At 69.2% G+C, this 14054-nt stretch carries 11 protein-coding genes and 3 tRNA genes; 2 read left to right on the top strand and 12 right to left on the bottom strand.

Annotated features, from left to right (window positions below):
- Nucleotides 1–125: 125 nt before the first annotated feature.
- The 3 genes from AC07FN_RS28945 to leuC form a co-directional block, all read right to left on the bottom strand.
- Nucleotides 126–788 (bottom strand): HU family DNA-binding protein, encoded by a 663-nt coding sequence (locus AC07FN_RS28945; RefSeq protein ID WP_478398453.1) that lies wholly within the window; start codon nucleotides 786–788, stop codon nucleotides 126–128.
- 232 nt (nucleotides 789–1020) lie between these two features.
- A complete protein-coding gene (gene leuD, locus AC07FN_RS28940) occupies nucleotides 1021–1623 on the bottom strand; it encodes a 3-isopropylmalate dehydratase small subunit (RefSeq protein WP_478398452.1) in 603 nt (200 codons plus the stop codon).
- 242 nt (nucleotides 1624–1865) lie between these two features.
- Nucleotides 1866–3269, bottom strand: a complete 1404-nt coding sequence (gene leuC, locus AC07FN_RS28935) for a 3-isopropylmalate dehydratase large subunit (protein WP_452618750.1) — start codon at nucleotides 3267–3269, stop codon at nucleotides 1866–1868.
- A gap of 88 nt (nucleotides 3270–3357) precedes the next feature.
- Here leuC and AC07FN_RS28930 point away from each other — a divergent pair, with 88 nt between their 5' ends.
- Nucleotides 3358–4059, top strand: coding sequence for an IclR family transcriptional regulator (locus AC07FN_RS28930; protein WP_165968088.1), 702 nt, complete (start codon nucleotides 3358–3360; stop codon nucleotides 4057–4059).
- A gap of 708 nt (nucleotides 4060–4767) precedes the next feature.
- Here the strand turns inward: AC07FN_RS28930 and AC07FN_RS28925 are convergent.
- From AC07FN_RS28925 to gltX, 7 genes are all read right to left on the bottom strand, one after another.
- Nucleotides 4768–4840 (bottom strand) — tRNA-Glu (locus AC07FN_RS28925).
- Nucleotides 4841–4945: 105 nt separating this feature from the next.
- Nucleotides 4946–5647, bottom strand: coding sequence for a DJ-1/PfpI family protein (locus AC07FN_RS28920; RefSeq protein WP_478398451.1), 702 nt, complete (start codon nucleotides 5645–5647; stop codon nucleotides 4946–4948).
- Between the two features lie 38 nt (nucleotides 5648–5685).
- Nucleotides 5686–6702 carry a GlxA family transcriptional regulator gene (locus tag AC07FN_RS28915; RefSeq protein ID WP_478398450.1) on the bottom strand — a complete coding sequence of 339 codons (1017 nt, stop codon included), beginning with the start codon at nucleotides 6700–6702 and terminating at the stop codon, nucleotides 5686–5688.
- 431 nt (nucleotides 6703–7133) lie between these two features.
- Nucleotides 7134–7206 (bottom strand) — tRNA-Glu (locus tag AC07FN_RS28910).
- Nucleotides 7207–7239: 33 nt separating this feature from the next.
- A tRNA-Gln gene (locus AC07FN_RS28905) sits at nucleotides 7240–7311 on the bottom strand.
- Between the two features lie 175 nt (nucleotides 7312–7486).
- Entirely contained in the window at nucleotides 7487–8260 is a 774-nt protein-coding gene (locus AC07FN_RS28900) for an HAD family hydrolase (protein WP_478398449.1), read from the bottom strand.
- Nucleotides 8261–8495: 235 nt separating this feature from the next.
- The gene (gene gltX / locus AC07FN_RS28895; protein ID WP_478398448.1) at nucleotides 8496–9992 is read right to left on the bottom strand and encodes a glutamate--tRNA ligase; all 1497 of its coding nucleotides are present in this window, start codon (nucleotides 9990–9992) and stop codon (nucleotides 8496–8498) included.
- 103 nt (nucleotides 9993–10095) lie between these two features.
- Here gltX and AC07FN_RS28890 point away from each other — a divergent pair, with 103 nt between their 5' ends.
- Entirely contained in the window at nucleotides 10096–11325 is a 1230-nt protein-coding gene (locus AC07FN_RS28890) for an FAD-dependent oxidoreductase (RefSeq protein WP_478398447.1), read from the top strand.
- Between the two features lie 89 nt (nucleotides 11326–11414).
- Here AC07FN_RS28890 and AC07FN_RS28885 read toward each other — a convergent pair whose 3' ends face one another.
- Both AC07FN_RS28885 and cimA read right to left on the bottom strand, forming a co-directional pair.
- Nucleotides 11415–12197 (bottom strand): fumarylacetoacetate hydrolase family protein, encoded by a 783-nt coding sequence (locus AC07FN_RS28885; RefSeq protein ID WP_452637583.1) that lies wholly within the window; start codon nucleotides 12195–12197, stop codon nucleotides 11415–11417.
- Between the two features lie 165 nt (nucleotides 12198–12362).
- Nucleotides 12363–13997, bottom strand: coding sequence for a citramalate synthase (cimA, locus tag AC07FN_RS28880; protein ID WP_478398446.1), 1635 nt, complete (start codon nucleotides 13995–13997; stop codon nucleotides 12363–12365).
- Nucleotides 13998–14054 lie beyond the last annotated feature (57 nt).

The following is a 14054-nucleotide window of genomic DNA, read 5'->3' as shown; positions in this document are numbered from 1 at the left end:
CATCGCCTGACGTCGGGGCGATGACCGGACGACCGGGGAACGCCGTGAGCGGGCGGCTGGTGACCCCTTGCCGGGTCATCTCGCCGCCCGCTCGGTCCACTGGTGCTCGCTGCAGCAGCGAGCAGTCACTTCTTCGTGGACTTGCGCGTCGTCGTCGCCTTCTTGGTCGCCGGACGGGTCGTCTTGGCCGTCGACTTCGTGGCGGCCTTGGCCGTCGTCGCCCGCTTCGCGGTGGACTTGGCCGGGGTCGCCTTGGCGGTGGACTTCGCCGGGGCCGCCTTGGCCGGGGCCGCCTTGGCGGTGGTCGCCTTGGTGGCGGTCCGCTTCGGGGCGGCCTTGGTGGCGGTCGCCTTCGCCGTGGTGGCGCGGGTCGCGGTCTTCGTCGCGGCGGCACGCGTGGTGGTGGTGGCGGCCTTGGCGCGAGTACCGGCGGGGGCCTTGGCGGCGCCCGCGGTCTTCGTGGTGGCACCACGGGTGGTGGCCGCCTTGGCCGTGGTGGCGCGCGGCAGTTTCCGCTGTCCGCCCACGACTTCCTTGAACTGGGTGCCGGCGCGGAAGGCGGGGACGTTGGTCTTCTTGACCTTCACGCTCTCACCGGTGCGCGGGTTGCGAGCGGTGCGTGCGGCGCGGGCCCGCTTCTCGAAAACGCCGAAGCCGGTGATGTTGACCTTTTCGCCCTTGTTGACGTTGCGAACGATGATGTCCACAACGCTTTCCACAGCCTGGCTGGCGGTCTTCTTGTCTCCGAGGCGTTCTGCCAGAGCCTCGATGAGTTGGGCCTTGTTCACTTCAGTCCCTCCCAGGACACAACAACGGCCCCGTTGGGCCGACTCAATGTCAACGGTAAAGCCCCGGACAAACAAATGCCATTCGCCACGCCTCATTTTTTCGTTGGGGCGTGGGCATTCGCGTCCGGGCAACGGGGTCCGCAGAGCTCCTGGAGCAACTGTTCAGTTGTCCCCCGGCGGGCGAGTTTTTCCCTTCACAACAGGAAAAACTCGCCCCCGAAAGGCACTTCGATCAGCCCTGGTGGGCGGGCAGGGTCGCCGGTTTGAAGCTCGGCCGGGCCTGCTCAAAAGTGTCGATCGTCTCGGCGTGCCGGAGGGTCAGACCGATGTCGTCGAGCCCTTCCAGCAGCCGCCAGCGCGTGTAGTCGTCGATGCTGAAGGGCACCGTGAGGTCCTTGGCTTGCACCGTCCGCTGCTCCAGATCCACCGTCACGGCGGTACCCGGCTCGTTCTCCAGCAGCTTCCACAGCAACTCCACATCGGACTGCTCGCACTGGGCCGCCAGCAGCCCCTGCTTGCCCGAGTTGCCGCGGAAGATGTCCGCGAAACGGCTGGAGATGACCACCCTGAAGCCGTAGTCCTTCAACGCCCACACGGCGTGCTCGCGCGACGACCCGGTGCCGAAGTCGGGCCCGGCGACCAGCACGCTGCCGGCGCGGAAGGGCTCCTGGTTGAGGATGAAGTCCTCGTCCCCGCGCCAGGCGGCGAACAGGGCGTCCTCGAACCCGGTCCGGGAAACCCGCTTGAGGTAGACGGCCGGGATGATCTGGTCGGTGTCCACGTTGGACCGGCGCAGCGGGACGCCGACCCCGGTGTGCGTCTTGAACGGTTCCATCGTCACTGCTCCTGGTGGGATGTGGTTCAGGTCTTGTCTTTGAAGCGGCGGAGCCGCTTGGCCCACGCACGCACGGTGACCACCCGCGGGTTCTCAGACTGTGCCCACCCCGCCGGGGTTCTCTGGGAGAACCTGCCCCGACGCTGTGTTTTGGACATGCACGAGTCGGGGATCCCGGACCGGGAAGGCGTCTGAGGTTCCGCTGCGGGACCACCTGCGCAGGCCGAGTTCAACGTCGGCGTTCAGCTCAGGTCTTCGGGGGAGGACAGGGTTCCGCGCACGGCGGTGGCGGCGGCGACCAGCGGGGAGACCAGGTGCGTGCGGCCGCCCTTGCCTTGCCTGCCCTCGAAGTTGCGGTTGGAGGTCGACGCGCTGCGCTCGCCCGGCGTCAGCTGGTCCGGGTTCATGCCCAGGCACATCGAACAACCGGCCGAACGCCATTCCGCCCCGGCCGCGGTGAAAACCTCGTGCAGCCCCTCGGACTCCGCCTGCTTGCGGACCTTCATCGAGCCGGGCACCACGAGCATCCGCACGTCCGCGGCCACCTTGCGGCCCTTGAGGACCTCGGCGGCGGCGCGCAGGTCCTCGATCCGACCGTTGGTGCACGAACCGAGGAAGACGGTGTCCACGGAGACCTCTCGCAGCGGCGTCCCGGGCGTCAAGCCCATGTACGCCAAGGCCTTCTCGGCGGCGAACCGGGCGCCCTCGTCGGCGATCTCCGCCGGGTCCGGCACCCGCTCGCCCAGCGGCAGGCCCTGCCCCGGGTTGGTGCCCCAGGTGACGAACGGGGTCAGTTCGTCGGCGTTCAGCGTGACTTCTGCGTCGAATGTGGCGTCGTCGTCGGTGCGCAGCGTCCGCCAGTACTCGACGGCGGTGTCCCAGTCCGCGCCCTCGGGGGCGTGCGGCCGCCCCTTCAGGTAGGCGAAAGTCGTTTCGTCGGGCGCGATCATGCCGGCCCGCGCGCCCGCCTCGATCGACATGTTGCAGACCGTCATGCGGGCTTCCATGGACAGCTTGCGGATCGCCTCGCCGCGGTACTCCAGGACGTAGCCCTGGCCGCCGCCGGTGCCGATCTTCGCGATGACGGCGAGGATCACGTCCTTGCTGGTGACTCCCGGCCGCAGCGTGCCCTCGACGTTGATGGCCATGGTCTTGAACGGCTTCAGCGGCAGGGTCTGGGTGGCCAGCACGTGCTCGACCTCGGAAGTGCCGATGCCGAACGCCAAAGCGCCGAACGCACCGTGCGTCGAGGTGTGGCTGTCGCCGCAGACCACGGTCGTGCCGGGCTGCGTCAGCCCGAGCTGTGGCCCGACGACGTGCACGATGCCCTGCTCGGCATCGCCCATCGGGTGCAGCCGGATGCCGAATTCCTCGCAGTTCTTCCGCAAGGTGTCGACCTGGGTGCGCGACACCGGGTCGGCGATCGGGAGGTCGATGCCGGTGGTGGGCACGTTGTGGTCTTCGGTGGCCAGCGTCAGGTCGGGCCGCCGGACGGGCCGCCCGGCCAGCCGGAGCCCTTCGAATGCCTGCGGACTGGTGACCTCGTGCACCAGGTGGAGATCGATGTAGAGCAGGTCTGGCTCGTGCCCTTCACCACGGCGCACGATGTGCGCTTCCCAAACCTTCTCCGCGAGCGTTTTTCCCATCGCTGCTCCCAGTCGAGCCTGCCGAGACCCGGATCGGGTCTCTCCCACAGAGTGGACTTCCCAGATGCCGGGAAGTTAGTATCGGTACGTGGGACAGCATAGCGGCATCGGAGTACTGGACAAGGCAGTGGCCGTCCTCCAGGCGGTAGCGGCCGAACCTTGCGGCCTGGCCGAACTGTGCAGCCGCACGGGGCTGCCAAGGGCAACGGCGCACCGCCTGGCGGTGGGACTGGAGGTCCACCGCCTCCTGCGGAGGGGCTCGGACGGTCGCTGGCGCCCGGGTGCGGCGCTGGCGGAACTGGCGGGCGGAGCGGTGGATCCGCTCCTGGAGGCGGCGGCGACGGTCCTACCGAAGCTTAGGGACGTCACGGGCGAAAGCGTCCAGCTCTACAGGAGGGACGGAATGCAACGCCTGTGCATAGCGACGGCGGAACCGCCGAGCGGCTTGCGGGACACGGTCCCGGTGGGAACGGCGCTGTCGATGACGGCGGGCTCGGGGGCGAAGGTCCTCGCGGCCTGGTCCGACCCGGCGACCCAACGCGCGGTCCTGGCGGAAGCGGTCTACGGGGAACGAACGCTGATGGAGGTCCGGAGAAGGGGCTGGGCCCAGAGCGTCGCGGAGCGGGAGTCGGGGGTGGCGAGCGTCTCGGCGCCGGTCCGGGACACCCAGGGCAACGTCGTGGCGGCCATATCGGTTTCGGGCCCGATCGACCGGATGGGAAGGCGCCCGGGGGCCCGCTGGGCGGCGGACCTGCTGGCGGCGGCGGACGCCCTCCAAAACCGCCTGTGAACCGGTGCGATGCGGGCCAACGGCCCGCATCGCCAAAACCCACGCGCCCCACCAACCGAGAGGCGCGACATCCACCGGCCCCAAACGAAGAACGCCGAAGGCATCCGCCCCCGGCACAAGCAAAGGTGCCCGCGCAGCACGAGTTCCCACCACTGCCGACCCGAAGCAGAACCAACAACGCCCAGCGATCGCGCGGAAGCCACAGCCCCAACTCGGCCACGATCACACCGGCAGAGGACGGCAAACCGACCCAAGCGAACCGCAGAACGGACCAACCCAAACCCCAAAGCGAGCAGGCCAACTCGCGAACCCCAAGCAAAGCACAGAGCCGCCCAACCCCAAACGCCCAAGCGAAGCGCAGGGCGAACCCCCAACCCCCAAGCGAAGCGCAGGCCCAACTCCGAAGGCCCAAGCGAAGCGCAGGGCCGCCCAACCCCAAACGCCCAAGCGAAGCGCAGGGCCGCCCAAGCGAAGCGCAGGGCAACCCAACTCCGAAGGCCCGGATAGGGGCAACCCAGCTCCAAAGGCCGAGATGAGGCTGTGTCTTCTGGCTGGTCGGCAACCCAGGCCGGGTACGCCCCCGAAAAGCGATGGAGCCCACAAAAAGCAACCCCCGCACCGTGGGGGGCATGGGGGGCTCGGCCCCCCAATCAAAAAACGAAAAGGGCCCCGTCTACGCGAAGCGTAGACAGGGCCCTCCCACCCTTGTAGTCCCGACGGGATTTGAACCCGCGCTACCGCCTTGAGAGGGCGGCGTCCTAGGCCGCTAGACGACGGGACCTTGGAACGAGAAGAACTTTACAGCACCCCGGAATCACCTCGAACACCCACCCCCGGCAAGCGGGGTCCAACGCCCCGGAGGCGTCGCTTCCGGGGCGTTGACGAGCTACTTCTGCGAGTCGGCGAGCAGCCGGAGGGCGAGTTCCTTGAGCTCCGGGCTCGCGGTGGCGGCGTTGCCGGAATCGAACGGCGGGTGCGGGTCGTACTCGACGGCGAGCTGGATGCCGCGGGCGATCTCGTCGCCGGCGAGGCGGGCGGCCAGGAAGAGCGCCATGTCGATGCCCGCCGAGACGCCTGCGGCGGTGATGACCTTGCCGACCTGGACGTACCGCTCCGGCGCGTACTTCACGCCGAACGTGCTCTCCAGGTAGCTCGCCGAGGCCCAGTACGTGGTCGCGCGGTCGCGGAGCAGACCGGCCGCGCCGAGGATCAGCGAGCCGGTGCAGACCGATGTGGTCCACGTCGTGCGCCGGTCCACGCGGCGGATCCAGTCGATCAGAGCCGGGTTCTCCATCGCGGCGACCGTGCCGCGCTCACCGGCGCCCGGGACGAGCAGCACGTCCAGCCGGTCGACCTCCGCGATCGACCGCTCGGCCACCACCGAGATCTGGCGCGTGTCGGTGCGAACCGGGCCGCGGCGCTCGGCGATCATCGTCACGGTCGCGCCGGGCAGCCGGGACAGCAGCTCGGCCGGACCGGTGGGGTCCAGCAGGCTGAAGCCGTCGTAGAGCAGGATTCCGATCCGCGGGCCACTGCCTTCCGCGACGGCGGTGCCGGCCGGGATGCCGAACGCGGCTACGGCAGCCATGCCGGCGAGCACTGTCCGGCGGGTCGTTGGTTGACTCCTCATGCCCGGGGAGTCTTAGCGGTTTCCGGGTCGAGCGGACGCGGCATGTCCGCCATCCTGCGAATCTTGTCCCCGCTGACCCCGTAGTGGTCGAGGAAGGCCTGGCGCAGCGTCGTCGCCGACCGGAACCCGCACCGGCGCGCGACAGCGGCCAGCGACAGCTCACTGGCGCGCACCAAGTGCGCGGCGGCCTCGGTCCGCGCTACCCGCACCGCGCGTGCCGGAGTGGTGCCCAGGTGCGTGGCGAAAAGCCGGTTGAGGTGCCTGCTGGTAACTCCGGCGCGCGCGGCCAGAGCGGAAGGGCTCAGATCGTCGGCGAGGTTGGCGGTGATGTGCGCGAGCAGGTCCCGAACCAGCCGGTTGCTGGGCGGCGGAGCGGCCAGGAAGGTGCTGATCTGCGCCTGATCGGCCGGACGGTGCAGGTAGGTGACGAGTTCGCGGGCGACTTCACGAGCCAGGGTCGGGCCGTGGTCGTCCTCGATCAGAGCGAGCGTGAGGTCCAGTGCGCTGGTGACTCCGGCGGACGTGTAGACGTTGCCGTCCCGGATGTACAGCGGAGCGGGATCCACGGTCACGGAAGGGAACTCGGCGGCGAGGGATGCCCCGTACCCCCAGTGAGTGGTGACCCGCCGATCGTCGAGCAACCCGGCGGCGGCCAGCACGAAGGTGCCGGTGCAAACGGAAGCGATCCGCCGGCTCCGCTGAGCCAACCGCCGAACCTGCCCCAGCAGTCGCTGATCGGTGGCGGCAGCCCGAGTCCCGGCCCCACCAACAACGAGCAAGGTGTCGACCTCCCCGGTCAAGGAGGCCAAGCGCCGAGCGCCCCCAACGACGACCCCGGAAGAACTACGTGCCCCGGCCCCGGAAACGGTGGCCAACTCGACGACGTAAGGAGGAGAGGCCCCATGAGAGTTGGCAACCTCCAAAGCCCCGAAAGGACAAGCGACATCAAGGATCTGAGCCCCGTCATAAGCAACAACGACAAAGCGACGCCCAAGCCCCCCACCAAGACCCACAAGAAAAAGCTACCGCCCCAAAAAAGAAGAACCCACCCCAAACCCCAAGAAACCAACAACCACCCAAACAAAGCCCAAGCAACCAACCCAACAAAGCAAACCCCAAGCAAGCCAAGCGAAGCGCAGGCCCACCCCACCAGCCCAAGCGAAGCGCAGGGCGAACCCCCCAAGCGAAGCGCAGGGCCGCCCAAGCGAAGCGCAGGGCAACCCAACTCCGAAGGCCCGGATAGGGGCAACCCAGCTCCAAAGGCCCAGATGAGGCTGTGTCTTCTGGCTGGTCGGCAACCCAGGCCGGGTACGCCCCCGAAAAGCGATGGAGCCCACAAAAAGCAACCCCCGCACCGTGGGGGGCATGGGGGGCTCGGCCCCCCAATCAAAAAACGAAAAGGGCCCCGTCTACGCGAAGCGTAGACAGAGCCCTCCCACCCTTGTAGTCCCGACGGGATTTGAACCCGCGCTACCGCCTTGAGAGGGCGGCGTCCTAGGCCGCTAGACGACGGGACCGCGTTGTTGAGTGGTCACGAGGTGACCAGCTCGCTGGGGTACCAGGACTCGAACCTAGACTAACTGAACCAGAATCAGTCGTGCTGCCAATTACACCATACCCCATGGTGTCGGATGGCCAGCTCGGTTTTCCGATCTCCTCTGGGAGAAGTTCGGGCTCCGGGCCGCTGCCCTCCGTGTTGATAAGAATATTAGACCATCCCTTCAGCGGCCCGGAAATCGCCCCCCTCTTTTGGGGATCGTCGCAGGTGGCAGCGGCTGCACCGGCCCGGCGGCAGGGTCAGCGGCCGACCAGCTCGGCGGTCCGGCGCGGTGGTTGCGCGGGGGCTGGGACGGCAGGCAGGTCGGCGATGAGGAGTTCGGGCAGCTGGTCGAGGCCCGCGATGGTCGGCACGTTCGCGGCCGGGTCCTGGTTGCCGCCGCGGTTGAGCCAGATGCCGTGCAGGCCGGCGCGGGCGGCGCCGAGGGCGTCGATGTCGAGCTTGTCCCCTACGTGGGCGACTTCTTCGGGGCGCAGGCCGAGCGCGTCGCAGGCGGTGCGGAAGATGCGCGGGTCCGGTTTGGCGACGCCGATCTCGGCGGAGATGATCAGTTCGTCGAAGACGTCGGCGAGACCGACGGCGGCGATCTTCTTGCGCTGGTAGACGCTGGGCGCGTTGGTGATCACGGCGAGCCGGAGACCGCTGGCGCGGAGCCAGTCGAGGCACGGCCAGGCGTCGTCGTAGAGGGCCCAGGCGCGCTGCATGGCGGCCATTCGCAGGGTTTCGCGGCGCGCCGCTTCGGCGGTGTCGAGTTTCTCGCCGAAGGCCGCGAAGAACGCTTGGGTGCGTTCGACGCACATCGCGTCGAAGTCGACCTCGTTGGTGACGTACCGCGCGTAGTGCTGGTCCGTGGTGCGCTGCCACACCGGCCAGGCACGGTCGCTGCCGACGAGCTCCCGCAGGCTGTGCCGCGCCGCTCGTCCGCTGTCGAGCAGGGTGTCGTCGAAATCGAGGCAGACCGCCTTGATCTGTCCGAGTTCGTGGGTGGTCGGTGCTTCAGGCGCGGATGTCACCCCGAGAGGCTAGGCGCTCACCCGCTGCGTCCGACTCGGCCAACACGGTGATCCTGTTGGCCTGTTTCGGTTGAGTCCGGTTGGCGGCGGCGGCCGTGAGCGCGAGGTGTGTTCTCGCACTCACGACCGACCGCTCAGAGGCCGGCAGGCCGGCTTGTTGCCGTTGAAGCGGCGCAGCCGCTTGGCCCGCCCTCGCTACCCGCACTGCCACGCGAACGAGCCTGGAAACCGCTTCTCAGCCGAGGGCCTTGCGCAGGCGTTCGAGGGAGATGTCGCGGCCGAGGAGTTCCATCGACTCGTACAGCGGCGGCGACACCGTGCGGCCGGTGATCGCCACGCGGACCGGCGCGAAGGCCTTGCGGGGCTTGATGCCGAGGCCGTCGACGACGGAGTCCTTCAGCGCCTGCTCGATGGCCGCCGTGGTCCATTCGGGCAGCGCGTCGAGGGCGTTGATGGCGGCTTCCAGGACCGGCTTGGCGTCTTCGCCGAGGGCCTTCTCCGCGGAGGCGGGTTCGGGCGCGAAGTCGTCGCCGGCGAACAGGAAGGCCATCATGCCGACGGCGTCGGAGAGCACGATCAGCCGCTCCTGCACCAGCGGCGCGGCGGCGCGCACGGTGGCGAGCTGCGGCTCGGTCGGCTCGGCCGGGAGCACGCCGCCCTGGACGAGGTAGGGCACCACGCGGTCGACGAATTCGTCGGGCGCGAGGGCGCGCAGGTGCGCGGAGTTGATCGCGTCGGCCTTCTTCTGGTCGAAGCGCGCCGGGTTGGCGCTGACGCGACCGATCTCGAAGGCGTCCACCATCTCGTCGAGGCTGAACACGTCGCGGTCGTCGGAGATGGACCAGCCGAGCAGCGCGAGGTAGTTCAGCAGGCCTTCCGGCAGGAAACCCCGGTCGCGGTGGTGGAACAGGTTGGACTGCGGGTCGCGCTTGGAGAGCTTCTTGTTGCCTTCGCCCATGACGAACGGCAGGTGGCCGAACTCGGGGGTGAAGTCGGTGACCCCGATGCGCTGCAGCGCCTCGTAGAGCGCGATCTGGCGGGGCGTGGAGGACAGCAGGTCTTCGCCGCGCAGCACGTGGGTGATGCGCATCAGCGCGTCGTCGACCGGGTTGGTGAGGGTGTAGAGCGGGTCGCCGTTGCCGCGCACCAGCACGGGGTCCGGGACGCTGCCCGCGGGGAAGGTGATCTCGCCGCGCACCAGGTCGGTGAAGGCGATGTCGCGGTCGGGCATCCGCAGGCGCAGCACGGGCTTGCGGCCCTCGGCGCGGTGGCCGGCGATCTGCTCGTCGGTGAGGTCCCGGTCGAAGTTGTCGTAGCCCAGCTTGGGGTCGCGCCCCTTGGCCTTGTGGCGGGCTTCGACCTCTTCCGGGCTGGAGTAGGACTCGTAGAGCTCGCCGGCGGCCAGCAGTCGCTGGGCGACGTCGGCGTAGATGTCGCGGCGCTCGCTCTGCCGGTAGGGGCCGTAGGGGCCGCCGACCTCGGGGCCTTCGTCCCAGTCGAGGCCCAACCAGCGCAGCGCGTCGAGGATCGCCTGGTAGGACTCCTCGGAGTCCCGGCTGGCGTCGGTGTCCTCGATGCGGAACACCAGGGTGCCCTTGTTGTGCCGGGCGAACGCCCAGTTGTAGAGGGCGGTGCGGATGAGGCCGACGTGCGGTGTCCCGGTCGGCGAGGGGCAGAACCGGGCGCGAACGGTCCTGGCATCGGCTTGTGCTGCGGCTTCTGGCGTGCTCATAACACATCCAGCGTAGTCACTCGCCGTCGCCGGTTGACGGGCGCATCCGGGGAGGGCATCCTGAGCTTATTCAACACCCGTTGAAATACTGGAGGGGATCGCAATGGAGCGGACCACCTGCTGCGTGATCGGCGGCGGACCGGCGGGCATGGTGCTGGGGCTGCTGCTCGCCAGGGCCGGCGTCGAGGTGACCGTGCTGGAGAAGCACGGCGACTTCCTGCGGGACTTCCGGGGCGACACGGTGCACCCCACCACGCTGCAGCTCCTCGACGACCTGGGGCTGGCCGAGCGGTTCGCCGAACTCCCGCAGCGCCGCCTGAGCCAGGTGCGGCTGCCGATCGGCCCGGCGGGCGAGCTGTTCACCATCGGCGACTTCAAGGCGCTCAAGGTGAAGTACAACTACATCGCGATAGTCCCGCAGTGGGACTTCCTGGACATGCTGGCCGACGCGGGCAAGCAGGAGCCGACGTTCACCCTGCGGATGAACACCGAGGCGACGGAGCTGATCCGGGAAGGCGGCCGCGTCAACGGGGTGCGCTACCGCACCGCCGACGGCGAGACCGGCGAGCTGCGCGCCACCATCACGGTGGCCTGCGACGGCCGGAAGTCGTTCGTGCGCGAGATGCCCGAGCTCGGGCTGCAGGACTTCCCGACCCCGATGGACGTCCGGTGGTTCCGGGTCCCGCGGCAGGCCGGCGATCCGGCGGGCGGCATCGGCCTGATCCGGGAACGCACCTTCACCGTCATGTTCGACCGCGGCGACTACTTCCAGGTCGCGTCGATCATCGGCAAGGGCACCGACGCGGAGGGCCGCAACCGGCCCGTCGAGGAGTTCGGCGAACGCCTGACCCGCTTCTTCCCGTGGCTGGCCGGGCGGGACCTGGTGCGCAGCTGGGACGACGTCAAGGTGCTGCACGTGACCCTGGACCGGTTGCGCAAGTGGCACGTGCCGGGCCTGCTGTGCATCGGCGACGCGGCGCACGCGATGTCACCGGTCGGCGGCATCGGCATCAACCTGGCGGTGCAGGACGCCGTCGCCGCGGCCCGCCACCTGGCCGGGCCGCTGCGCGACGGTCGTCTGGAGCGCAGGCACGTCGCGGCGGTGCAGCGGCGGCGCTGGCCGACGACGGTGCTGATCCAGCGGCTGCAGCGGCTGATCCACGAGAACGTGATCGCCCCTGCACTGCGCGGGGAAATCGACTTCGGCCACACCGCGCGCCTGCCGCTGCCCCTGCGGGCGGTCTCGAACGTCCCGTGGCTGCGCAGGATCCCGGCGTACGTCCTCGCCTACGGCGCGGTCCGCGAGCGCCCGCCCAAGGCGGCCCTCCGCTGAAGACCGAGCCGCGGACCCCCGCCCCCGCAATTTCCATTGAAATCGAACCTTCGATTTCAAGGGAAATTGCGGATCCTGGGGGTCCGGCGTCAGCCCTGCTGGACCGGGTTGGTCAGGGTGCCCAGGCCGTCGATGGAGACCGAGACCTTCTGGCCCGCCTGCATCGGGCCCACGCCCGCCGGGGTTCCGGTGAGGATCACGTCTCCCGGCAGCAGCGTCATCACCCGCGAGATCCACGACACGAGCGCCGCGATGTCGTGGATCTGCAGCGACGTCCGCGAGTTCTGCTTGAGCTCGCCGTCCAGTTCGGTGCGGATCGCCAGGTCCGCCGGGCTCACCGAGGTGTCGATCCACGGGCCCAGCGGGCAGAACGTGTCGTAGCCCTTGGCCCGCGTCCACTGCCCGTCGGCCTGCTGCTGGTCGCGCGCGGTCACGTCGTTGGCGATCGTGTAGCCCAGCAGTACTTCGGTGCCCCGCGCCTCCGGCACGTCCTTGCACGGCTGCCCGACGACGGCGGCGAGTTCGCCCTCGAAGTCCACCCGCTCGGAGTTCGGCGGCAGCTTGATGGCGGCGTTGGGGCCGATCACCGTGGTCGACGGCTTCATGAAGATCACCGGGTTCTCCGGCGGTTCCGAGCCCATCTCGCGGGCGTGCTCGGCGTAGTTCTTGCCCACGCAGATGACCTTGGTGGGCAGGATCGGGGCCAGCAGCCGGACATCGGCCATCGGCCACTTGCGACCGGTGAACGTCGGGTCGCCGAACGGGTGCTGGTCGATCTCGACCGCGAGCACCTTCTCCTGCGGTGCGGCCGGATCCGGCTCCAGTGCGACGAAGGACACCCCGTCGGAGTGGGCGACACGTGCCAAGCGCAAGACGAACCTCCGGAATCGAAAGTGGACTGGGGTGGATGGCACCCATGACCAACATACTTGGACACGCACGCCCTGACCTGCCGCGGTCCGTCCTCGTCGGATCGCAGTTTCAATTGAAACTGCGATCCGACGAGGACGGCCGGACCTATCTCGCCGCTTCCCGGCTCAGCGGGCGCTGATCGCGTTGCGCCGCAGGGCCTTGTACACCAGCGCGTCGCAGAGCGCGAGCCAGCTCGCCTCGACGATGTTGCCGTGCACGCCCACCGTGGTCCACTCCTCCTCGCCGTCGCGGGATTCCACGAGCACGCGGGTGACCGCGTCGGTGCCTGGCGCGTCGATGAGGATGCGCACCTTGTAGTCGGCCAGCTCAACGGATTCCAGCCAGGGCAGGTGCGGGACCAGTGCCTTGCGCAGCGCCGCGTCGAGAGCGTTGACGGGCCCGTTCCCTTCGGCGGTGGCGATCACGCGCTCCCCCGCGACGTGCACCTTGACCGTCGCTTCGGAAACCATCTCGCCGTCCGATCGGTGGTCGAGCACGACGCGATAGGACTCCAGCTCGAACGGCGCCTCGACCGGATCGCCATCGGCCACGGCGGCCATTTCGCCGCGCAGCAGCAGTTCCAGCGACGCGTCGGCCGCTTCGAAGGACCAGCCGCGCGCTTCCAGTTCCTTCACCCGGCGCACCGCGCCGGTGACGGCGGCCGGCGACTCCGCGAGGTCGAGGCCGAGCTCGGCGCCCTTGAGCTCCAGGCTGGCGCGCCCGGCCATCTCGGTGACCAGCACCCGCATCCCGTTGCCCACCAGCGCCGGATCGATGTGGTTGTACAGCTCGGGGTCCACTTTGATCGCGCTCGCGTGCAGCCCCGCCTTGTGCGCGAAGGTCGACTGGCCGACGTAGGCCTGGTGCGTGTCCGGCGCGAGGTTGGCGATCTCGGCCAGCGCGTGCGAAACCCTGGTCAGCTCGCGCAGCTTTCCCGCCGGCAACACCGGCATCTCCAGTTTCGCGGCGAGATTGCCGATCACGGCGAACAGATCCGCGTTGCCCGCCCGCTCCCCGTAGCCGTTGGCGGTGCACTGCACGTGGGTCGCGCCGGCCTGCACGGCGGCGACGCTGTTGGCCACCGCGCAGCCGGTGTCGTCCTGGCAGTGGATGCCGACGCGGAATCCCGTGCGCGACACGACTTCGCGGACGGTCTCGGCCAGTTGCAGCGGCAGCTGCCCGCCGTTGGTGTCGCACAGCACGACGACGTCGGCGCCCGCGCCGGCGGCGGCGTCCAGCACGCGCAGCGAGGTGTCCGGATCGAAGGCGTAGCCGTCGAAGAAGTGCTCGGCGTCGAGGAACACCCGGCGCCCCTCCCCCACCAGGTAGCGCACCGTGTCGGCGACCATCGCGCAGTTCTCCGCCACATCGGTGCGCAGCGCCCGCTCGATGTGCCGTCGGTCCGATTTGGCCACCAGGGTCACCACCGGGGCGCGCGACTCCAGCAGCGCCCGCACCTGCGGATCTTCGTCCACTTTGGTCCCGGCTCGCCGGGTGGAGCCGAAGGCGACGAGGGCGGCGTGCCGGAGTTCGAGTTCGCCTTCGGCGGCGCGGTGGAAGAACTCCGTGTCCTTGGGCAGCGCGCCGGGCCAGCCGCCTTCGATGAAGCCGACGCCCAGCGAATCCAGCAGCCGCGCGACGGCGAGCTTGTCGGTGACGGAGTAGGAAATGCCCTCGCGCTGCGCGCCGTCCCGCAGGGTCGTGTCGTAGACGTGGAAGTCGTCGCCCAGCGGCGTTCCGGCCGGGTTGGTGCGGGTCACTGGATTTCTCCCGTCGGCGTCGGAGATGGGGTGGAGCGGCAGCGCAGGCAACAAAAA

This window comes from Saccharopolyspora sp. NPDC045941 (assembly GCF_056431445.1).
Note: the sequence above shows the minus strand (reverse complement) of the source record. Positions and strands in the feature narration are given on the sequence as shown.

Coding starts and splice junctions, on each gene's coding strand:
- AC07FN_RS28890 (WP_478398447.1), top strand. CDS start 10,096: ATGGAGCGGACCACCTGCTGCGTGATCGGCGGCGGACCGGCGGGCATG.
- AC07FN_RS28920 (WP_478398451.1), bottom strand. CDS start 5,647: ATGGCTGCCGTAGCCGCGTTCGGCATCCCGGCCGGCACCGCCGTCGCG.
- gltX (WP_478398448.1), bottom strand. CDS start 9,992: ATGAGCACGCCAGAAGCCGCAGCACAAGCCGATGCCAGGACCGTTCGC.
- leuD (WP_478398452.1), bottom strand. CDS start 1,623: ATGGAACCGTTCAAGACGCACACCGGGGTCGGCGTCCCGCTGCGCCGG.
- leuC (WP_452618750.1), bottom strand. CDS start 3,269: ATGGGAAAAACGCTCGCGGAGAAGGTTTGGGAAGCGCACATCGTGCGC.